This is a genomic window from Paenibacillus sp. J5 (assembly GCF_054955055.1).
Map to the genome: position 1 here is coordinate 306,313 of NZ_JBUEDD010000004.1, position 19,770 is coordinate 326,082.

20 protein-coding genes and 1 riboswitch are annotated in these 19,770 nt (G+C 54.4%); of the genes, 13 read left to right on the plus strand and 7 right to left on the minus strand.

The features are described from left to right. Positions 1–128 precede the first annotated feature (128 nt). Positions 129–1,118, plus strand: a complete 990-nt coding sequence (locus tag ACY1JZ_RS08810; protein ID WP_270165219.1) for a zinc-binding dehydrogenase — start codon at positions 129–131, stop codon at positions 1,116–1,118. Between the two features lie 307 nt (positions 1,119–1,425). Here the strand turns inward: ACY1JZ_RS08810 and ACY1JZ_RS08815 are convergent, their stop codons facing one another. The 3 genes from ACY1JZ_RS08815 to ACY1JZ_RS08825 form a co-directional block, all read right to left on the minus strand. After that, a complete protein-coding gene (locus tag ACY1JZ_RS08815; RefSeq protein ID WP_270165217.1) occupies positions 1,426–2,205 on the minus strand; it encodes a sigma-70 family RNA polymerase sigma factor in 780 nt (259 codons plus the stop codon). Then, positions 2,202–2,666 (minus strand): anti-sigma B factor RsbW, encoded by a 465-nt coding sequence (gene rsbW, locus ACY1JZ_RS08820; RefSeq protein ID WP_270165215.1) that lies wholly within the window; start codon positions 2,664–2,666, stop codon positions 2,202–2,204. Before rsbW ends, ACY1JZ_RS08815 begins: the two co-directional genes overlap by 4 nt. 65 nt (positions 2,667–2,731) lie before the next feature. After that, on the minus strand, positions 2,732–3,055 hold the full coding sequence (locus ACY1JZ_RS08825; protein ID WP_270165213.1) for an STAS domain-containing protein: 324 nt from the start codon (positions 3,053–3,055) through the stop codon (positions 2,732–2,734). Between the two features lie 307 nt (positions 3,056–3,362). On the opposite strand from ACY1JZ_RS08825, the gene ACY1JZ_RS08830 reads away from it, so the two are divergent. Next, positions 3,363–3,872 (plus strand): general stress protein, encoded by a 510-nt coding sequence (locus tag ACY1JZ_RS08830; protein WP_270165211.1) that lies wholly within the window; start codon positions 3,363–3,365, stop codon positions 3,870–3,872. A gap of 65 nt (positions 3,873–3,937) precedes the next feature. Here ACY1JZ_RS08830 and ACY1JZ_RS08835 read toward each other — a convergent pair whose 3' ends face one another. Together ACY1JZ_RS08835 and ACY1JZ_RS08840 are read right to left on the minus strand one after the other, a co-directional pair. Continuing rightward, complete coding sequence (locus ACY1JZ_RS08835) at positions 3,938–4,147, minus strand: hypothetical protein (protein ID WP_462628900.1); 210 nt, start codon at positions 4,145–4,147, stop codon at positions 3,938–3,940. 97 nt (positions 4,148–4,244) lie between these two features. Further along, the gene (locus ACY1JZ_RS08840) at positions 4,245–4,670 is read right to left on the minus strand and encodes a YtxH domain-containing protein (RefSeq protein ID WP_462628901.1); all 426 of its coding nucleotides are present in this window, start codon (positions 4,668–4,670) and stop codon (positions 4,245–4,247) included. Positions 4,671–5,003: 333 nt separating this feature from the next. Here ACY1JZ_RS08840 and ACY1JZ_RS08845 point away from each other — a divergent pair, with 333 nt between their 5' ends. Next, positions 5,004–6,089, plus strand: a complete 1,086-nt coding sequence (locus tag ACY1JZ_RS08845; protein ID WP_462628902.1) for an asparaginase — start codon at positions 5,004–5,006, stop codon at positions 6,087–6,089. 252 nt (positions 6,090–6,341) lie between these two features. Here the strand turns inward: ACY1JZ_RS08845 and ACY1JZ_RS08850 are convergent, their stop codons facing one another. After that, positions 6,342–7,208: an AraC family transcriptional regulator gene (locus ACY1JZ_RS08850; protein ID WP_462628903.1), complete on the minus strand. Its 867-nt coding sequence runs from the start codon at positions 7,206–7,208 to the stop codon at positions 6,342–6,344. Between the two features lie 195 nt (positions 7,209–7,403). Between ACY1JZ_RS08850 and ACY1JZ_RS08855 the strand changes: the two genes are divergently transcribed. The 4 genes from ACY1JZ_RS08855 to ACY1JZ_RS08870 all read left to right on the plus strand — a co-directional run bounded on the left by ACY1JZ_RS08855 (position 7,404) and on the right by ACY1JZ_RS08870 (position 12,202). Next, positions 7,404–8,576, plus strand: coding sequence for a galactokinase (locus ACY1JZ_RS08855; protein WP_462628904.1), 1,173 nt, complete (start codon positions 7,404–7,406; stop codon positions 8,574–8,576). Between the two features lie 108 nt (positions 8,577–8,684). Continuing rightward, complete coding sequence (gene galE / locus ACY1JZ_RS08860) at positions 8,685–9,671, plus strand: UDP-glucose 4-epimerase GalE (protein WP_462628905.1); 987 nt, start codon at positions 8,685–8,687, stop codon at positions 9,669–9,671. A 27-nt stretch (positions 9,672–9,698) separates the two neighbouring features. After that, a complete protein-coding gene (locus ACY1JZ_RS08865) occupies positions 9,699–11,309 on the plus strand; it encodes a UDP-glucose--hexose-1-phosphate uridylyltransferase (RefSeq protein WP_462628906.1) in 1,611 nt (536 codons plus the stop codon). Positions 11,310–11,719: 410 nt separating this feature from the next. Beyond that, positions 11,720–12,202 carry a hypothetical protein gene (locus tag ACY1JZ_RS08870; RefSeq protein ID WP_462628907.1) on the plus strand — a complete coding sequence of 161 codons (483 nt, stop codon included), beginning with the start codon at positions 11,720–11,722 and terminating at the stop codon, positions 12,200–12,202. A gap of 228 nt (positions 12,203–12,430) precedes the next feature. Here ACY1JZ_RS08870 and ACY1JZ_RS08875 read toward each other — a convergent pair whose 3' ends face one another. Continuing rightward, positions 12,431–12,658, minus strand: a complete 228-nt coding sequence (locus tag ACY1JZ_RS08875; RefSeq protein WP_462628908.1) for a DUF1128 domain-containing protein — start codon at positions 12,656–12,658, stop codon at positions 12,431–12,433. Between the two features lie 289 nt (positions 12,659–12,947). Between ACY1JZ_RS08875 and yyaC the strand changes: the two genes are divergently transcribed. The 6 genes from yyaC (at position 12,948) to ACY1JZ_RS08905 (ending at position 19,427) form a co-directional block, all read left to right on the plus strand. Beyond that, positions 12,948–13,538 carry a spore protease YyaC gene (gene yyaC / locus ACY1JZ_RS08880; protein ID WP_462629061.1) on the plus strand — a complete coding sequence of 197 codons (591 nt, stop codon included), beginning with the start codon at positions 12,948–12,950 and terminating at the stop codon, positions 13,536–13,538. Positions 13,539–13,555: 17 nt separating this feature from the next. After that, complete coding sequence (locus tag ACY1JZ_RS08885) at positions 13,556–14,386, plus strand: alpha/beta fold hydrolase (RefSeq protein ID WP_462628909.1); 831 nt, start codon at positions 13,556–13,558, stop codon at positions 14,384–14,386. 16 nt (positions 14,387–14,402) lie between these two features. After that, a complete protein-coding gene (locus ACY1JZ_RS08890) occupies positions 14,403–15,065 on the plus strand; it encodes a DUF6483 family protein (RefSeq protein WP_270165187.1) in 663 nt (220 codons plus the stop codon). Between the two features lie 9 nt (positions 15,066–15,074). Then, a complete protein-coding gene (locus tag ACY1JZ_RS08895; RefSeq protein ID WP_462628910.1) occupies positions 15,075–16,247 on the plus strand; it encodes a class I SAM-dependent methyltransferase in 1,173 nt (390 codons plus the stop codon). 217 nt (positions 16,248–16,464) lie between these two features. Continuing rightward, positions 16,465–18,135, plus strand: coding sequence for a histidine kinase N-terminal 7TM domain-containing diguanylate cyclase (locus ACY1JZ_RS08900; RefSeq protein ID WP_462628911.1), 1,671 nt, complete (start codon positions 16,465–16,467; stop codon positions 18,133–18,135). 209 nt (positions 18,136–18,344) lie between these two features. Continuing rightward, positions 18,345–19,427, plus strand: coding sequence for an HD-GYP domain-containing protein (locus ACY1JZ_RS08905; protein ID WP_270165184.1), 1,083 nt, complete (start codon positions 18,345–18,347; stop codon positions 19,425–19,427). Positions 19,428–19,459: 32 nt separating this feature from the next. After that, a riboswitch (cyclic di-GMP riboswitch) is annotated at positions 19,460–19,652 on the plus strand. Positions 19,653–19,770 lie beyond the last annotated feature (118 nt).

Genomic DNA, 19,770 nt, shown 5'->3' on the forward strand with positions numbered 1-19,770 from the left:
GCTATAATTATTTATGATATTCGCCTTCATTTTCATTCATTTTATCAATTGGATCGGGATGTGTACAATAGGGGGGCAACGAAGGTTGACCTATACAATCGATACGACCAGCGAGCAGGAGGATGACGATGAGAGCGATCATACATGAAGGAAAGCAAGGAATCGAAGGATTGCAATATACAGAGCAGAGAGACAGGCAGCCAGGGGAGGGCGAGGTAAAGATCCGGCTAAAAACAGCAGGACTCAACCATCGGGATTTATTTCTGATGTCTGCACGAACGAGCCAAGATTCGCCCTTGATTCTTGGCTCGGATGGGGCAGGAAGGATAGAGGCTGTCGGTGACGAGGTCGCGGGTCTGAGCCCAGGCGCTGAGGTCATTATTAATCCATGCATCGGGTGGGAGAGGACGGAGCAGGTTCCTGTTGTACCTGCCATATTAGGAGGGCCTACGGACGGTACGTTTGCCGAATCGGTCATCGTTCCTTGGCAAAATGTTGCTCCAAAGCCCGCTTATCTTACGTGGGAGGAGGCTGGTGTGCTATCCTTGTCTGCCCTCACTGCCTATCGGGCGCTGTTCACAAGGGGAGATGTTCAGCCGGGCGACCATGTCCTCATTCCAGGGATCGGTGGCGGCGTTGCGACCTTCGCCGCCCAGATGGCGGCAGCGATTGGCGCAGAAGTAACTGTAACCTCAAGAAGTGAGATGAAGCGTCAAGCGGCCATGCAGTTGCCGATTGCCCAGGCATTGGATAGTCATACGAGCTGGGGGGAGCAGCTTGCGGGCAAGTCTGTCGATGTCATCCTGGATAGTGTGGGGCCAGCGCTCTTCGACCAATATTTTGAGGTCATCAAGCCGAATGGCAAAATCATTATGTTCGGGGCAAGCTCTGGTGATGAGATGACGATTCCGGCACGGGCTATATTTTTCCCTCAGCTTCATATTATCGGCACATCTATGGGAAGTAGGGAAGAGTTTGTAGCGATGCTTCAATTCATGGAGCAGCATGCTCTGCATCCTGTTATTGATACGGTCTATCCGTTAAGAGATACAGCCCTTGCCTTTTCGCGTATGGAGCGAGGTGAACAGCTAGGCAATATTGCGATTGCTATAGATTGAGAGCAAGGTCGTGCAGGCGCATTCTCTCATCTCCTGTCTAGACAGTGGTGGCGAGCAGCAGCCTCGGCCATGGCGGTAGAGCTCTGGCAGCGGGCTGCATATTGACCGGACTCCCTTCGGAGTGTCAAGACAATCTCCTGGGTATGTCTTCACACTCCGAAGGGAACTGATGTGATCGAATATTCGTTCAGGGCAAGGCATATTCATGCAGATGTAGCGGGGGGATGTCAAGGGAACGGAACGCAGCACAGGCCAAAATAGGCGTGAATAATGTCGCTGAGCGGGTTCTAATTGGCTGGCTTATGCCTTAGTAGGGCTTATGGTTACCTTCCTCCGTCAAAAACGCCTTGAGCTTGTCAATGGCTCGTTTTTGAATGCGGGAGATGCTCATCTGCGAGACGCCGAGCTGATCGGCAATGGAGCGTTGCGGCAAACCCTCCTCGTATACCATCAGCAGCACCTTCTGCTCCTCTGGCTTGAGGCAGGACATGGCGGCTACAAGATCGAGCTTTTTGTCTACCGTATCGTAGTCATTCGCTTGGGTTCCGATCAGCTCGCCAAGTGTCGTATGGCTCTCCTCCTCAGAGATGGGCGTGTCGAGCGACACATAATGATACAAATCTCTGCCCGCTAATATTTCCAATGTCTCCTCATAGCTGAGCCCCAGATGCTGGGCAATTTCCTCTACGTTGGGCGAGCGCTCCAGCTTCACGGTCAGCTCGTCAACCGCCTGCTGCAGTACGATGCCCTTTTCCTTCACACGGCGGGGAACCTGAATATACCAAGATTTGTCCCGTAAATAATTTTTCATATGTCCGATAATGCTCTTCATGGCGTAAGGTTCGAATTGCATGCCGACCGAGGTATCGAATTGCTCAAATAGACGCAGCAGCGCCATCTGCCCGACCTGATACAAGTCCTCAAACAAATCCGGTCGATTACGCGAAATTTTGCCGGCTGCCATTCGAACCATCGGTTCATAATGCTCAATCAGCTGGGTTGCCGTTTCGTTGCTCGGGTGGCTCTGGTAATCCAGAATAAGCGAGACCGGGCAGAACGAAGACGAATTCGCGGGCCTGTTCGTCATGCCAATTCTTCACTCCTGACCAGGCGCTTGGTTAAGGTTACCCGGGTTCCGGCTTCGCTGAGCACCTCGACCTGATCCATCAAGGCCTGCATCAGATATAGCCCCAAGCCGCCAGAGTTGATGTCCTCAATGCTCTTGCCGAGCAGCGGGGAGGTTCGCGGAGCCTCAGCCAGAGCAATGGCGTTATGTCCGTTATCCTGAACGACGATCGAGAGCGCATGAGGGCTTTTGACAAATTCAATATGCATTCGACGCTCTTCACTACTGGTTGCAGCTTCATGATTGTAGGCGTGCAGCACTGCATTATTGCATGCTTCTGATACAGCTACCTTCATATCCTCGATGTCCTCATAAGAGAATCCCATTTTGGCCGCTATTCCGTACAAGGTAACCCGGACTAAATCCACATATTCTGCGGTAGCCGGAACGTGAAGTTGTACTACTTCCTCGATTGCTTTCATCGCTTATTCCTCGATCCTTTCTATCTAATTAAATGTAACTGCACAGTCATGCCCGGGTCTAACCACTAAGAATGCCGAAGCAGAAACGGTGTAATACCTGTCATATCGAACAGCTTGCGGATAGTCGGAGGGATGGCTTCCACAGAGAAGGAGGCTTGACTGGCATGCCGAGCCTTCAGTACGGAGACCAGTATTCCGATTCCAGTGCTGTCGATATATTGGAGATCCTTCAAATTCAGAATCAATTCGCGGTCGGTCAGCTCGATCAATGGCGCCATCGCCGCGCGCATCTGGCTGGCAACCTCCAGGTCGAACTCTCCGCTAACGTATACGGTGCATTTGCCCTCTGTCGTTTCGGTGCGCAGATGGAATTTATCTTGCTGATTCATATATCCCTCTCCTGATTCATAGTATCATGCCGGCAGGCGGCGCAGTGCTCGGGTACAGTCTGGAATCATCGAGCATTCGCTAATGATTGCTGCTGTCCATGCCTTCTTTACGATGAACATCGTCATTATGGCGAAGGCACAACGAAATGCGGCTAGTCCGCATAGGGGCTCTATGGATGCTTAACCTGAAACGTGCAGGTTGAAACAGGTGTGGTTATGGAGACGGCTTATGGTTACATCCCCGTCAATTGGGGTATATCTAAAGTGTCGACGGGTTGAATCTAGTTTACCATAGGAGGGATACAGCATGAGCAAAAGGCTGGCATTATTTCCGAATCAGGAAGCAGCAATTCAGACGTTGAAGGCACTTACAGAGCAAGGCTTCGCTCCTGGCGAAATAACGGTAATCGGCAAAAACCGCGAGCATACGCGCAGGATCGAGATGGAAACGAGTGTCCATGCCGACGAGCTGATGGATATTGCGCAGACGCTGGAGCAGGAGCCATCTCACGGCGCTTATATCGTCGGTTCGATGGGGGCCACTGCTGGCAGCTCCAGCTCCGGTCTGGGAGCCTTTCCGGCTGTGGGTGCTGTCCGCTATGAGGATATGGATGCTGGCACGACAATGGAGCGGGCGCTGGACGGCTTTGGACTGGACAAGCCTCAGCATGAGGCTTGCAGTCAGGCGATTCAGGCGGGAGCGATCGCCGTTATTGTCGAGACGGATGAGGATGCCAGTGATGTCGGAGGCGGACTTGGAAGGCTGGATAAGGTGGAGGCGGTCTTCCGAAGTCACGGCGCCCAGCAAATTGTGTAACATGAAAAAGTCCAAGAATGTGCGCTGCGATGCGGCATTCTTGGACTTTATTGTATATATTAACGTCATTCGTCCTGGATCGGATCGGAAACCAAGCCTTCTTCCTTGAGCTCGCTATTGGTAGGGACGCTCTCCATATCATGGGCGAGTCGCTTCATATCCTCAATGCTCTGCACCATCGAGCCGTTCTCCGCTGTCTCGATCGGCCGATGCGCGGCACCAGCCTGGCCGAGCGATCGCTCCGGCTGCGTGGCGGGAGCTTGCTGCTTGTCCATCCTCCGCACCTCCTTAGAAGTACCCTTAGTATGATCCATCTACTTGAGAATGATTCCGGGAAATGGATGAACGAGTTAGATGACCGGATTAGCGTGCTTAGGACTGCTCCAGCAGATTCTTGGATTTCTCCTCCACAGCATCAATCACTTGCTCGGTATGCTCGGCAGCGCGCTCGGTCAAATCTCTAGCCGCATCCGCTGCTTCAGCGATATCCTCTTGCACATCCGCGGCTTTGTTGGCTGCTCTGGAGCGGAGGCTGTCGGTCATGCTCTGCACCTTCTCCTTGATCTGGGAGGCTTGATGACCTACTGTATGGGCGCAATCGCAGGCAGTGTCCGAGATCGTGTTCGCCGCCGTTTTGATGACGTCACCCGCCTCGGATGCCTTCACTTTAATATCCTGTCTGAGCTCTCGACCCGACTTAGGAGCGAACAGCAGGGCGGCTGCAGCGCCGATCACTGCGCCAATCAAGGCGCCCTTCAGATAGCTGTTCCCGTTGGTTGTGTTCATCTCATTACTCATAACGCTCATCTCCTTAATTGGTTCATCTGTGTCTTGTCTTGTTCTTAACCAGGCTACAGAGATATGAATCATGACAGGGGGACGGGCAACGAAAGCAAGGGGACAGCGCCCCGCCGAGTAAGGGAGAAAATGCGGCCTGCGCAGGTCGGCATGCTTTTTTGCTGCTGAATCGAATACATATGATATAGCTGCCAGCATTCAGCTCCCGGTAATCTGATTTAATCATACACCCGGAGGCTGTCCATTTACAAGGTTGCCCCATGGGTGCTCTTCAGAAGTATCGCCATGTAGGGCAAGGACTTCAACACGATGTATCTTCAAGGGGTGAAGCTTATGGGAGCCGGTCTTAAAAAAGATGGCGCGCCGATCGTACAGCGGATTAGAGGAGAATGGACAGAAAGTGTGCATGTCGGTCATATCGCTGTTGTGGATGCCGGCGGAAGGCTGCTTGCCTGGGCCGGCGATCCCGGCCGTATCGTATGGATGGGCTCAGCGGTGAACCCGCTGGCAGCGCTGCCGCTCGTGCTGCACGGTGTTGCTGGTGCGGGCAAGGCGGAGGATACGGCGCTGGCGCTGCTGGCGGGTCGGCAGCAGGGCACTGTGCAGCAGACCAGCAGGCTGGATAGGCTGCTACAGCAACATGGCATCGAAGAAGCGGAGCTCGCGCTGCCTGCTGTCTACCCGCTTGATACGAAGCGCCGCATGGAGTTGATGTGCAGCAAGCAGCCGCAGCGCCGGCTGTACCATCCGGCGGCAGGGCGGCATATTGCCGCGCTCGTCCTAAGCCGCGCTCTAGGCTGTACGCAGGATGGCTACACCGAGCCTGGGCATCCGGCCCAGCAGCAGGTCATGCAATGCGTGGCGGCTTGTGCCTCGATAGAAGAGCAGACGCTGAGCGTAGCGCAAGATGACTGCGGCAGCCCGGCGCTGGCGCTGCCGTTATGGCGGCTCGCGCTCGCCTATGCGCGCTTGGCCGCCCCGCAAGCTGACGGGGCGGATGCCGCTCTTGCGGCGGCGGCGCGGCGCGTGACCGCCGCCATGAACCGCCACCCGGACCTGGTTGAGGGTCCGGGGCGGCTGTCAGCGACGCTGCTTGGCGATGCGAATGTCATCGCCAGCAGCGTAGAGCAGGGCGTATATGCATTCGCCCTGCGGCAGCAGCGCCTGGGGGTAGCCGTCAGCATCGCAGACGGCTGCGAGGAGGCGCTGCCTCTGGCGGTGGCGGCGATTCTCGAATCGCTCGCCGCCACCGCGGGGCCGGCCGGCCCGCAGCATGCGGACGGGCCGCGCCGGCTGGCCGCGGCCGTGCGCAGCAGCTTCCCGGCCGCAAGGCTCGATGCCATGGGCCGCGAGATCGGCCGCATGGAGGCGCTCGCGACGCTAAGCTACGGGGAACGCTATCCCCGTGTGCGCTTCTAGCTCGCGCTGTTGCCAGCGGGTGCGGCGGGGCGAGCCGTCACAGCGGCGGCGCACGCCTGATGCATGACGCCTGATGTATGCTGTACGCTGTTTGATGTATGCTCGCATGCTGTACGCTGTTTGCCGCATGCCGCCTGATGCATGACGCATGATGTATGCTGTAGGCTGTTTGCCGTATGCCGCATGCCGCCTGACGCATGCCGCATGACGGAGTGGAGCCCGCCATGTTAAGGGGGCTGGCTTACGCAGCGATTACGACGGGGTCTGACCCCGTCGCATCGCCTCGCGGTAGGCGGTCGGCGAATGACCGTAAAACCGCCGGAACTGCTTGGAGAAATAGAGGGCATCGTGGAAGCCGACTGAGGATGCGATCTGCTCAATAGTCAGCTCGGGGCGCTCGCGCAGCAGCAGGCGGCCCTTGTCTACGCGCAGCTTGAGCAGGAAGGTCATCGGCGCAAGGCCGCTGCGCTGCTTGAATAAGCGGGATAGATAAGCGCGGTTATAGCCAAGCGTCTCCGCCATGGCTTCGATGGACACCGCTTCGGTATATTGGGTGGACAGGTAGCGGATCACTTGCTGGACAAGCAGCTCCCCTTCATCGCCAGGGCGCAGCGGGTCCTGCAAGGACGGCTCGGCAGCCTCGGCGAGCAGCGCCATGAGCTGCATCAGGCAGCCTGCCGCCTGAAGATGAGCCGAGGGCTTCCGCTGACGAAAGGCGGACTGAATCTGATGCAGCAGCACCGCGATCCGCCGGCTTCCATTCATCGCAAGCGGCTGGCGCTTGCTGAAGCCGGCCTGCCTCACCAGCTCTGCGGCCTGCTCTCCACCGAAGGCTACCCAGCGATAGCGCCAGGGATTATGCTCATCCGCTTCATAGCTGACCAGTCGGCTGGGCTCGATCAGGAAGGAGTGGCCTGCTTCAATGGCATAGCTGTGCTGCATCGAGGTGAAGGTGCCTCTGCCGGACAGCACATGATGAAGCAAATAAAAATCATAGACGCGCGGTCCGAGCTTGTGCAGCGGCCGCGTCTGGCTTTCCCCCGCAAACAGCACCTGCAGCGAGCCTTGCTGAGACAGCGCCGAAGGATTGGATACCACGCTGTAGGTCATCTCCTTCATTGGACCTTGCCCCCATTCGTTATCGTACTTCTTGCACGTTATCTCTGTTATATCAAGAATTCAACAAGAAGTCACATTTGTCCATATAAACACCACATCGCGCCATTTAATTTGTGCTGCTGCTTCGACTATACTAAAGGTAATCGGGTGATTCTATACGTTATACAAAAAATTGATGGAAAGCGGTGTTCACAGATGGCAGATCATAAAGAGCTTACGAAGCGTTTCTTGGATATTTACGGTGGTTCCGAGCAGGGCCTGCATATTTTTCATGCTCCAGGCAGGGTGAATCTGATTGGCGAGCATACCGACTATAACGGGGGCTATGTATTCCCGGCAGCGCTGACGTTCGGCACGACGCTGTTGATTCGCGAGCGCGACGATCAGCAGATCGGGCTGGCCTCCACTAACTTCGAGCTGCGCAAGGTGCTGCCGCTGGAGCCTATCGTTTATGATGAGGCAGATGACTGGATGAACTATCCGAAGGGGATTGTGCGCGAGCTGCAATCACGCGGCTACGCCATACCATGCGGCTTCGATCTGCTCTACCACGGCGAGATTCCCAATGGCTCGGGATTGTCCTCCTCCGCTTCGATTGAGGTAGTGACGGCTTATGCGCTGCTGACGCTAAGCGGACATCCGACGGATAAGGTCGAGATCGCGCTGCTGTCGCAAAAATCGGAAAATGAGTTCAATGGCGTGAAGAGCGGCATTATGGATCAATTCGCCGTTGCCAACGGCAAAAAGGATCATGCGATCATGCTGATGTGCGACACGCTGGAATATCAGTTGGTGCCGTTCAACAGCGGAGCCTACAAGATCGTCATCGGCAACACCAACAAGCGCAGAGGGCTGGTGGATTCCAAGTACAATGAGCGCCGCGGCGAGTGCGATGCCGCAGTCGAAGCGCTGCAGAGTGCGTTTCCCGGCTTGAAGCTGCTCGGCCTTATCTCGGTGGAGCAATTCAATGCGCATGCAGAGCTCATCACAGATGCAACCGTACAAAAGCGTGCGCGCCACGTCGTCGAAGAAATCGCCCGCGTCGTGCGCTCTGTCGATGCGCTCAAGCATAATGATCTGGAAACGTTCGGCAGCCTGATGAATGACTCCCATGACTCGCTGCGCGACCTGTACGAAGTGACAGGCCCGGAGCTGGATGCGCTCGTTGATGCGGCCCGGCAGGTGCCAGGAGTACTCGGCTCACGTATGACTGGAGCCGGATTCGGCGGCTGTACCGTGTCGCTGGTGCATGAGGATAGTGTGGATCGCTTCATTCAAGAGGTGGGTCAGAAGTATGAGCAGGCCACGGGTCTGAAGGCGGATTTTTATGTATGCACCATCGGCAATGGCGTGGAGCAATTGCAATAGCACGGAAGGCTTCATAAGCCTGGAGCAACCTATATAAGGCACGGAAGGCTCGATGAGTCTGGAGCAACTTGTGTGATGCGCATTTCACTATTTAAGGAGGAACAGACCATGGCGGTTTTGGTAACTGGAGGAGCAGGATACATCGGTTCTCATACAGTAGCTGCATTGCTGGAGCGTGGAGAATCTATCGTTATACTGGACAATCTGCAGCAAGGACATAGAGAAGCGGTGCTTGGGGGCACATTATACGAGGGGGATCTGCGCGATCCCGCCATTTTGGATCGGATATTCACGGAGAATTCCATCGATGCAGTCATTCACTTTGCAGCGAACTCGCTGGTGGGCGAGAGCATGCAGTTGCCTGGGAAATATTATCATAATAATGTGTACGGCACCTTATGTCTGCTGGAGAAGATGCAGGAGCATGGCGTGAAGCGGATCGTCTTCTCCTCGACGGCGGCCACATACGGCGAGCCGGAGAATGTGCCGATTGACGAGCATGACCGCACGCTGCCAACCAATGCATACGGCGAGACGAAGCTGGCGATGGAGAAGATGATGAAGTGGTTCGACATCGCCCACGGCATCAAATGGATTTCCTTGCGTTACTTCAATGCCGCAGGTGCGCATGAGAGCGGCAAGATCGGCGAGGATCACAATCCGGAGACGCATCTGATTCCGATTGTACTGCAGGCAGCGCTCGGGCAACGCCCGCATATCTCCGTATTTGGCGACGATTACGCCACACCGGACGGAACGTGCATCCGCGATTACATCCATGTGAGCGATCTGGCGGACGCGCATGTGCTGGCGGTTGACAAGCTGAGCAGCGGCTCCGACAGCGCCGTCTACAACCTGGGCAATGGCCAGGGCTTCTCGGTGAAGGAAGTGATCGATATTGCCCGCCAGGTGACTGGACGCGACATTCCGGCTGTCGTCGAGGCACGCCGCGCTGGCGACCCGGCCAAGCTGGTTGCATCGTCCCAGCGTGCCCGTACAGAGCTGGGCTGGAATCCGGTACGCAGCAAGCTGGAGGACATCATAGCAAGCTCATGGAGCTGGCATCTTCATCATCCGAACGGATATTCCAAATAGAGCATACAGGCGAAAGGAGCACGCATCATGAATCAAGAGCAGCAAGCCGCAGAGCGGCAAGCAGCGAGGCAGGCAGTAACGGCTGAGCAGGCGCTTGCACAGATCGAGCAGTTGGTGCGCTTTGGCCTGCAGCATGGGCTGATCGAGCCATTGGATGAGGCCTATACCCGCAATGCACTGCTTGATCTGCTAGGCTTCAGCGAGCCGCTGGAGGAGACGGCGCCGGGAGAGGCGCCGGATTCCCCGCTGGAGGCGCTGGATGTCCTGCTGACCTACGGGGCGCAGATCGGTCTCATTCCAGACAACACGACAACCTGGCGCGACCTGCTGGACGCGCGGATTATGGGGCTGCTGATGCCTCGCCCATCCGAGACGGCGGCTCGTTTCCGCAGGCTTGTGAAGCAAGAGGGCGTCGTGGCTGCAACAGATGATTTCTATCAATTGAACGTGGACTCCAACTACATCCGCATGGATCGGATTGCCAAAAACCAGCAGTGGGTACATGAGACGGATTATGGCAAGCTTGAGATTACGATAAATCTCTCCAAGCCCGAGAAGGACCCGAAGGAGATCGCGCTGCTCAAGACGCTTCCTCAGGCTCATTATCCGAAATGCCTGCTCTGCAAGGAGAATGTTGGCTACGCGGGAAGAGCGAACCATCCCGCCAGGCAAAATCTGCGTGTGCTGCCGCTGCAGCTTCAGAATGAAGACTGGTTTTTCCAGTACTCTCCGTATGTTTATTATAATGAGCATAGTATTGTCTTTTGCGGCGAGCATGTGCCGATGCAGATTTCTTCACTGACCTTTGCGCGGCTGCTCGACTTTATCGAGCAGTTCCCACACTACTTTATCGGCTCCAATGCCGATCTGCCGATCGTGGGCGGCTCGATCCTGAATCATGATCACTTCCAGGCGGGCAGGCACACCTTTGCGATGCAGGTAGCGACCAATGAGCATACCTATGCTCATTCGCAATTTCCTGGTGTCCAGTTCCACACGGTGAAGTGGCCGATGTCCGTGCTGCGTCTGCAAGGAGCAGACAGGCAAGAGATACTGGAGGCCGCGGAGCATGTGCTGAATGCTTGGAGAGGGTACAGCGATGCCGAGGCAGATATTGCGGCGTGGAGCACAGATGGCAACGGTGAACAGATCCCGCATAATACGGTGACGCCGATCGCTCGCCTGCAGGATGACGGCAGCTATGAATTGGATCTGGTGCTGCGCAACAACCGCACGAGCGAGGAGCACCCGGATGGGATTTTCCACCCGCATCGTCATCTGCATCATGTGAAGAAGGAAAATATCGGCCTGATTGAAGTCATGGGGCTGGCTGTGCTTCCAGGTCGCCTGAAGGAGGAGCTGGAACAGATTGCCGCAGCCTTAAGCGGTGAGCCGGTATTTGGCAGCGGCCTGCCTGAAGAAGGACATCCGCTGCATGCCCATGCGTCATGGATTAACGAGCTGCAGAAGAAGTACGGTACAGCGCTGAGTCCTCAGCAAGCCGCTGCTGTGCTCCAGGCGGAGACGGGGAATAAGTTCATGGAGGTTCTCCATGATGCCGGAGTATTCAAGCGCACCGCAGAAGGACAAGAGGCGTTCCGCAAATTTCTGCTGGCATCTGGGCTGAATGAAGCCTAAGCCTGCTGAACTCTAAGACTATTGAACTAAGTATTACGAACCCCCAAGTGCCTGTTTTTGTTGTTTTAACAGCACTTGGGGTATTTTTTTGTGATAAAGAAGGAATTAATGGGTAAATAACGAAATAATTAGTATGCAGAGTCATTTGCGTAACTCTATAGATGTGAAATATCTGATCGATTATGGTTTGAATTAGATTTAATAGAATTAAAAGGAATAACCTCTAATCTCTTGCCAGAAAGATCATCTTATAGGTGCAGCGTTCAACCGCTGCAGGGCGAAAGCTCGGTATGGTCTTCTTAATGTGCCAGATGGGGGCGTGCCCTCAAGGCTGCACAGCGCCACCGTCTGAGACTGTAGAAGCCAAGTAACGACTCTGCGGAAATATGAAAATATCAGGAGGAAAACGAATGGAAGCGGGAATACTCCCACTAGAGGAATTTATGGCTTTGGAAAAAGAACAGCAGGTTGAAAAGCTGAAGCGCTGGAAGATGCAATACAAGCTCAAGGACATCCGCGATGCCTGGGGCTTCAAGCACTCCGCACAATATTACATGCTCTTGAAGAAGCTGCGCATCTACGATAAGGTCGTGAACAAATCAGATAAGTTCTATCCCGATCAACTGTCTGCTGTACGCGACGAAGCCTATAGGCAGCACGGCTATGGCGCGGATCGTCTTCATGCTATGCAGGAGCCGCGCGGCGATCATTTTGACTATCAATTGAACCTGACCTTGACAGGCGCGGAGGTCGCAGACCGCTTAGAGAGAATTGCTCAGTTTCTCAAGGGAGAGAACAAGCAGGTTCATATTCGTCTTGTCTGCTCCGTGGCTGAAAGCCGGTATGAAGCGGCTGTAGCAGCTACAGCCGAGGAGGCCGCAGGCCGACTCTAGGGCGTGTCTGAACACTCTGAACGGAACAGATCTGGCCGAATTTTCGTTCCAGGCAAGGCGCATTTTCGCAGGCGTACCGGGGGTACGTCAAGAAAAAGCAACGCAGCATGGGGCGAAAAGGCGGGGAGAGATGCCCTTGAACGGGTGTTCAGATACGACCTAGTAGCCCATATTATGGGCCGGCTGCTAAGTACCCTCTGCATACATCCTGCAGCCGGCCCCCTGTCCCTATTTGTTGCGCAGCTTGCCCAGCTCGGATACGAGCGCCTCTACCTCACTGATGCTGAAAGCGGTTTTCTCTGCAACTACGTCGTACAGCTCCTTAATATCTTCGTAGCGGTCGATGCTGAAATGCGAAGCCTGCATCGCGGCGGCGGTAGCCATTTTGAGCTTGGACTTGATGGCCTCAATCATCCATTCCACATTTTCCTGTGTTGCCTCGTTCAGATTGGTCACGATCACATCATCCCTTCAGTGTGCCATTGCTCAAGCTATTTTACCATGATTACCATCCTCATGCTATGGCAGCGGCTCTTTTGGCAGGCAATTGTTGCAGGCCGGGACGGCTGCTGTTTGCGTGTTTTGGATTGATGGATTAATCCGTTATCAGTTACAATAGAACAACGAGATTTAATCTTTTTTAGGCGGGAATGCATAGAGGCCGTCGCATGAAGTGTTATGGCGGCTGCTGTTGAACAGGCATTCTGTAGCCTTGCAGGGAGAGGGGGGAGAGAGGTTGAAATCAGTGCGCATACGGACAAACGGTGATCAGGAGCGTTGCCGTCAGCGCAGGCTAAACGAACTGAAATCAGCGCCGCAGCCTCTCCGTAAGAGAATGGATGGGGAGCTGCTGCTGGAATTTCTGACAGGAATCGCTCGTTGCTATCCGCAGCGCGGCAGGGTACTGTTCTTATGCATTGGCACAGACCGGTCTACTGGCGACGCGTTCGGGCCGCTCATCGGCTCGATGCTAAGGCGTCAGGGCTGGCCGCATGTCATCGGCACGATGGAGGAGCCATGCGATGCCCGCATGCTGGAGCAGATCGAGGATCGTCTGCCGCAAGACAAAGTGGTGGTGGCGATTGACGCTTGTCTGGGGAAGCCGGGCTCTGTCGGAATGTATCTGGCGGCAGAGGGGCCATTGCGTCCGGCACAGGCAACCGGTGCAATCTTTCCCCAATTGGGTAACTATAGTATAGCAGGCGTAGTGAATACGATTGGACCGAAACCTTATATGACACTGCAGACCACCTCGCTCCATACCGTCATGAACATGGCCGCCGAGACGGCGGAGCTTGTCAGGCTGGCATGGGGGCGTCAAGACCATTCCATGTAAAGCGGGTGAATCTTAGTATGAGGAAAACAACATTAACTGACCAATATATTCGACTGAAAAATGGATTCAGACTTGCTTACTATGATAGCGGCAGCGCTGCAGGTCATCTGAAAACTGTGGTGCTGCTGCATGGATTCTGCGGAAGCTCTGCCTACTGGGCCGATCTGCTCCCGCAATTGAAGGAGGTTGCGCGAGTCGTCGTCCCTGATCTGCGCGCACATGGCGTATCCGAGCCCCAGAACGGGCAGGTGTACGAGATGGAGAGCTTTGCGGCCGATATATTGGAGCTGCTCGACCATCTGGAGCTGAAGCAGGCAGCGCTGATTGGGCATTCGATGGGCGGTTACATTGCTCTGGCCGCGCTGGAGAAGTATCCGCAGCGGCTCAACGGCTTGGCGCTGCTGCATTCGACGGCGCTGGCGGATAGCGATGCCGCCAAGGACAACCGAGACAAGGCGGTGCAGACGATCAAGCAGGAGGGAATTCGGCCCTTCATCGATAATCTGGTGCCGAAGCTGTTCGCTCCGCTCCATCTGGAGGAGATGCCTGAGCTGGTGCAGCATGTGAAGGTTATCGGCTACGAGACTTCATCTCAAGGGGCTGCTGCTGCTGCGCTCGGTATGAAGGCGCGGCCCGACCGGACGGCCCTGTTAAGGAATGCAGCAGTGCCTGTACTGCTAGCTGCCGGAGCCCAAGATCAGATTGTCCCGATCGATAGCACGCTGCATACCGCAGAAGGCCAGCCTAAGGTGTATACGCATATTGCCGAGGGAGCCGGGCACATGGGTATGCTGGAGGCTGCGGATTCGATTGCAGAAGCGGTACAGAGGTTTATAGGGGTCTTATAGGAAGGCGTGAACGAGGATGTTCCAACGAGATTACCTGATGCGGATGATACATCAGATGAGTGAGGCGATGGGAAAGATCATGGGGCTGCGCCAGCAGCGGGAGTCCAAGGAAGCGCTGGAGCTGATAGATGAGCTGCTTGACCGCTATTTCCGTCTGAATTCCCGGCTGCTGGAGTCACTGTCGCCTGAGGACATCATTCATCTGATGACCCGCAGCGGCAACATCGATTATCCAAGCCTGCAAGCAATTGGTCTTCTGCTCAGGGAGAGGGCCGCGATCTGCGAGGATGAGGGAGAGGAAGAGCGGGCGGCTGCGCTCAGGGCGCGGGCGCTGCATCTATTTCTCCGCTGCTCGCTGGATCGCTCCGGTACGACCGCTGCCGACCCGGACGAGGAAGCGCAGGAGCTGGAGCGGCTGCTTGCGCCCTATAAGCTGCCGGAGCCGCTCGGCCGGCATCTGCTGCGCTGGCATGAGGTGAATGGGCGACTCGCCAAGGCAGAGGATCTGCTGTATGAGCTGCTGGAGGACGGCGCTCTGGAGGCGGTGGAGGCGCAGCGGTTCTATCGCCGCCTGGAGCAGTTGGAGGATGAGCAGTTGGAGGCAGGCGGTCTGTCGCGCAGCGAAATCCGTGAGGCAACGGAGCAACTGGAATTGCAATGGAATCAACAAGGAGTGTAGGGATAAATCATGGATAATTGGCAGCAGCAGGTACAGCAATGGTTTGAACAGCACAGTCTCCATCAGGCAACGCTTAGCCAGCCGCGCCGCAAGGACGCAGGCTATCCGCTTAGGACGATGATTCGTCCAGTCAGCCTGAAGGGGACGCTGCATTATCAATTTGAGTATCACGAGCAAAGCAAGGTGACACATGACAATCTGCTGCCGCAGGAGGCCGCCCGCAGAGCGGCAGAGCTGCTGGAGCAAAGCTATCGGCAAGCGCTGTTCAAGACCAGTGAGGCGGATGTGCAGCTTCTGCTTAGCAAGAAGGGAAAGGCTGCGCTTCTGCGCAAGCCTGCAACAACATCGGCTAAGCAGCTTCCTCTTGAGCATAACCGGAAGAAGCGTTATGTGCTGGAGGAGGGGACGCCCGTCCGCTTCCTGATTGAATTGGGCATTATGACAAGCGATGGGAGGGTTCATGCTAAGAAGCAGGATAAGTTCCGGCAGATTAACCGGTTTCTGGAGATCGTATCCGATGTGCTGCCTCATCTGCCGACGGACAGGCAACTGACGATTGTTGACTTTGGATGCGGCAAGTCGTATCTGACCTTTGCGCTGTATCATTTGCTGGTGCATATTCATCAGCTCGACATCCGCATTGTCGGTCTGGATCTGAAGGCGGATGTTATCTCGCTATGCTCCAGTCTGGCTGAGCGGCTCGGCTACAGCGGATTGGAATTCAAGCATGGCGATATTGCAGAGTATGAAGGGCACGCGCAGGTTGATATGGTCGTTACGCTTCATGCTTGCGATACGGCAACGGATGCGGCTCTAATCAAGGCGGTACACTGGGATGCATCCGTCATTCTGTCTGTGCCATGCTGCCAGCATGAGCTGTATGGTCAGATTGAGAGCGAGACGATGACTCCCCTACTGTCGCACGGCTTGCTGAAGGAGCGATTCGCTGCGCTGGCAACGGATGCCCTGCGCACTCAGTTGCTTGAGGTGGTAGGGTACAAAACTCAGGTGCTGGAGTTTATTGATCCGGAGCACACGCCGAAAAATCTGATGATTCGGGCATTCAAGTCACCCGGCGCTGACCGCCGCAGCAAGTGGGAGGAATATGTTCGGTTTCGCGACAGCATTCAGGCATCGCCCTATATGGAGAGGCATCTTGGCGACCGTCTGCCTAAGCTCTAGCCAAGGGGGCCTTTCGAGTACAGGTCATAATGAGCGGGACGCATCTGAATAAGCCCGGACCATTAAAATATAAGAAAGTTACTAAAAAAAATGGTGGCAATACAGCTATACTTCTGTCCATCATTTTTGTAATATGTTAGAATAGCAACAAGCATTACAAAGTAATGCAGGTTTTAGTCCCAGAGTAATAAGAGATTATGTTGAATGGGTGAAACGTGTGGGACTTGAAGTATGGTCGGAGTTACTCTTTTTTGTCATTCTGTTTGTAATGTTTGCCATCATATTTCTGCTAAATACCATCACAGTTCTACATAAGGTCTACCTGGTCTTTCATTTCCTTATGATGCTGTGGCCAATCAGCCAATTCGCAGTTTCGACAACGGAAAATCCTATGATGCAGCTCGTTTATTTGAAGATTTCTTTTGTCGGCCTGTCCCTGCTTGGACTGGGGTGGCTGATTTTTGTATTTTATTTAAGCGGGCAGTCCTATCTGGTGACGAGAAAAACACTCTTCTGGTTCAGTGTGCCCGGTATGCTATCGGCGGCGGGGGTGCTATTCAATCCGGGTGGCTGGTTTGTTCAAGCGATTGATGGAGCATTCAGGCAGCGGCAGTATGGGCCGCTCTTCTGGTTCACTATGTTTTCATTGCTGCTGTATGTGATGGTATCGCTCTATCACTTGTATATCTCTTCCCGCACAGCGAAGACGGCAAGGCAACGGCTGCAGTTCGGGATGGCTGCTGTCGGCATGATGATCATATGTGTGTTCGCTTGTGCCGATATTGTAGTCAATGTGCTCATGGAGGAGAAGTTCACTCAGGTTAACGGCCTGACTTCATGGGGAATCGTTCTCTGCGGGCTATACTTTCTCATTGCTATCCAGGGCTACAAGGTGTTCCACGTAGTACAGTTGGATCAGAAAGATGTGTTTGACAGCATGAGCACAGGAATCATCGTGCTGGATGAGCATGGAATTGTAGTAGACATCAACTCGGTGCTCAGGCCGTTGTTCAATCTGCGACCAGGCGATATTTTGGATATGTCCCGCTTCTTGGCGCCCTTGCATATTGTCGGGAATATGGACGTATTTCTGTCAAAGTACGAGCAGCGCAGCCCGGAGGGAGCGCAGGTCGAGATTACGCTGGGCAATGATACGCATATGTCCATCTATACAGCGCCGATATTCGATTCGAACACGCTGTTGCTCGGCCGGATTATTACCTTTCAGGATATTACGGAGCTTCGTCGTCAGGTAGACGTTACACAACGTCAGAATGAGGTGCTGCTGGAGCGCAACCGGGCGTTGATATTAATGCAGGACGAGCTATATAAAACGAACCAAATGCTGGAGCAAATGGCGGTAACAGATAGCTTGACCGGCTGCTACAACCGACGCTATCTGATGCAGCAACTGGAGCATGAAGTGATGACGAACATGAGATACCAGATTCCATTTGCGATCTTTCTGTTTGATATCGACCTGTTCAAAAATGTCAATGACCGATTCGGGCATATTATCGGCGATGAGGTGTTGTCCAGCACGGCTGCGGTTGTCAAGAAGGCGCTGCGCCGGACGGATATTTTAGCCCGCTATGGCGGGGAGGAGTTCTCTGTTTATCTGCCCCATACCAATCAAGAGCAGGCGATGCTGCTTGCACAGCGCGTGAAGGAGGCCGTGGAATTCAATATTATTCAACCTGGACAAGGCAATCAACCGATCGGAGTGACGATCAGTCTTGGCATGCTGGCTATCGACAAGGGAGGACGCATCTCTGTTGATAATCCGAAGGCGTATCTGAGGGAGCTGTTCTCTGAAGCTGATGCGGCCTTATATGAAGCAAAGAACGGTGGACGAAATCGGATCGTCTCCATGTATAGAAAAGCATGAGACGTGCAGTCTCTTGCAGCGAGCAGCCTTTGAAGGGGGAGCTGAAGGTCTGCTTGCCAGTTGAATGAGGCGCCGCTACAAGTCCAATGCCAGTTGCAGGCTGAGGAGAGCTTGGGCTTGTTACCGCCTGCTTGCCACTAATGTGAGCCCGCAGCCTGTATGCCAGGTTGTAGGCCTTTCTTAATCCAGCATCGAAAAGGGCGATAACAATGAGAAGAGTGAATATCGGGTCAGTCCGGTCGGGAGAACGGCTGGCCAAACCAGTTCTGCGGGAGAACGGACACGTTCTGCTAGGTCTGGGGGTGGAATTAAATGATCGCTTTATCGATCGACTTCGTGATATGGGGGTCGATTATGTATTCATTGAGGATCATGTAACGGATGACATTATGCCGGAGGAGGTTATTCGCGAGGAGACGCGCAAAAATGCAGTGGATTCTGTGTATAAGACGATGAATTCCATTATGGATAACCCGGCGACCAAGGGAAGAGCTGTGGCTCCAGAGCTTGGACGCACCTTTCGCAATGTGTTCGGGCAAATCCTGCAGGATCTTATGGGGCGTCGAGAGGTACTGGTCAATCTGGAATCGATTCATACCAGTGATGCGTACCTGTTTCAGCATTCTGTTAATGTCGCTGTACTGGCGGGTATTATCGGACTCGCCAAAGGCTATAACCGCAATCAGCTTGAGGATCTGGGCATCGGGGCGTTGTTGTTCGATGTGGGCATGACCCAGGTGCCGCAGGAGCTGCTGAAGAAGAAGGCAGCGCTCACGAAAGAGGAAATGCAGGTCGTGCAAAAGCACACAGTCGAGGGCTTTAATCTGCTTCGCCACCAGTATGATCTATCGCTGCTGTCGGCACACTGCGCGCTACAGCATCATGAGCGCTATGACGGGACAGGCTATCCGCGAGGCTTGAAGAAGGACGAGATTCATGAGTATGCCCAGATTGTCGCCATTGCAGATGTGTATGACGCGCTGACATCGCCGCGTCCACATCGCCCGCGCTATACGCCGTCCGAGGCGATCGAATATTTATTTGCTGCAGGTAATTCATACTTTGACGTCAATCTGATTCGCCTGTTTTGCAAGCATATCTCGATTTATCCGATTGCAACGACCATACAGCTTAATTCGGGTCAGATCGGAGTCGTCAGTGCAAATGATTCATTGGCTGTCCACCGCCCGACAGTGCGCATTATTCAGGAGGCGGATGGGACGAAGGTGAAGGAGCCGTATGAGATTGATCTGAAGGACAGTCTCCATCTGATGATCTCCAAGGTTCTCTAGTACGTGCAGCCGACAAGGGTCGGTAATGAATTATACGAAAAAGGCAAACTTGTCTAAAGGCAAGGACGCAAAGCTATAGGGTCTAAGGTTCGTTATAAGCCGCACAATATCGGGCAACAATGCTGGTAAGTGTAGTTTATAATTCAATGCGCAGGTACGCTGTGGAAGCAGCTTCGATGCGCTTGCGGCAGCAATGTCGGAATGATTGGCAGCCTGGCTACCGTAACATTATGCATAGATTCCCGTACTGGTACGGGTGGCCAGGCAGCTACCGCAAGGTAAGCTGTTTTTTGCGTTATGGTGTGAGTGATGTGCCGGAGCATGACAATCAGCTATTAATTTA

Bases quoted from the DNA above. Each gene is read 5' to 3' on its own strand.
- ACY1JZ_RS08810 (WP_270165219.1), top strand. From the start codon at position 129: ATGAGAGCGATCATACATGAAGGAAAGCAAGGAATCGAAGGATTGCAA.
- ACY1JZ_RS08815 (WP_270165217.1), bottom strand. From the start codon at position 2,205: ATGACGAACAGGCCCGCGAATTCGTCTTCGTTCTGCCCGGTCTCGCTT.
- rsbW (WP_270165215.1), bottom strand. From the start codon at position 2,666: ATGAAAGCAATCGAGGAAGTAGTACAACTTCACGTTCCGGCTACCGCA.
- ACY1JZ_RS08825 (WP_270165213.1), bottom strand. From the start codon at position 3,055: ATGAATCAGCAAGATAAATTCCATCTGCGCACCGAAACGACAGAGGGC.
- ACY1JZ_RS08830 (WP_270165211.1), top strand. From the start codon at position 3,363: ATGAGCAAAAGGCTGGCATTATTTCCGAATCAGGAAGCAGCAATTCAG.
- ACY1JZ_RS08835 (WP_462628900.1), bottom strand. From the start codon at position 4,147: ATGGACAAGCAGCAAGCTCCCGCCACGCAGCCGGAGCGATCGCTCGGC.
- ACY1JZ_RS08840 (WP_462628901.1), bottom strand. From the start codon at position 4,670: ATGAGTAATGAGATGAACACAACCAACGGGAACAGCTATCTGAAGGGC.
- ACY1JZ_RS08845 (WP_462628902.1), top strand. From the start codon at position 5,004: ATGGGAGCCGGTCTTAAAAAAGATGGCGCGCCGATCGTACAGCGGATT.
- ACY1JZ_RS08850 (WP_462628903.1), bottom strand. From the start codon at position 7,208: ATGAAGGAGATGACCTACAGCGTGGTATCCAATCCTTCGGCGCTGTCT.
- ACY1JZ_RS08855 (WP_462628904.1), top strand. From the start codon at position 7,404: ATGGCAGATCATAAAGAGCTTACGAAGCGTTTCTTGGATATTTACGGT.
- galE (WP_462628905.1), top strand. From the start codon at position 8,685: ATGGCGGTTTTGGTAACTGGAGGAGCAGGATACATCGGTTCTCATACA.
- ACY1JZ_RS08865 (WP_462628906.1), top strand. From the start codon at position 9,699: ATGAATCAAGAGCAGCAAGCCGCAGAGCGGCAAGCAGCGAGGCAGGCA.
- ACY1JZ_RS08870 (WP_462628907.1), top strand. From the start codon at position 11,720: ATGGAAGCGGGAATACTCCCACTAGAGGAATTTATGGCTTTGGAAAAA.
- ACY1JZ_RS08885 (WP_462628909.1), top strand. From the start codon at position 13,556: ATGAGGAAAACAACATTAACTGACCAATATATTCGACTGAAAAATGGA.
- ACY1JZ_RS08890 (WP_270165187.1), top strand. From the start codon at position 14,403: ATGTTCCAACGAGATTACCTGATGCGGATGATACATCAGATGAGTGAG.
- ACY1JZ_RS08895 (WP_462628910.1), top strand. From the start codon at position 15,075: ATGGATAATTGGCAGCAGCAGGTACAGCAATGGTTTGAACAGCACAGT.
- ACY1JZ_RS08905 (WP_270165184.1), top strand. From the start codon at position 18,345: ATGAGAAGAGTGAATATCGGGTCAGTCCGGTCGGGAGAACGGCTGGCC.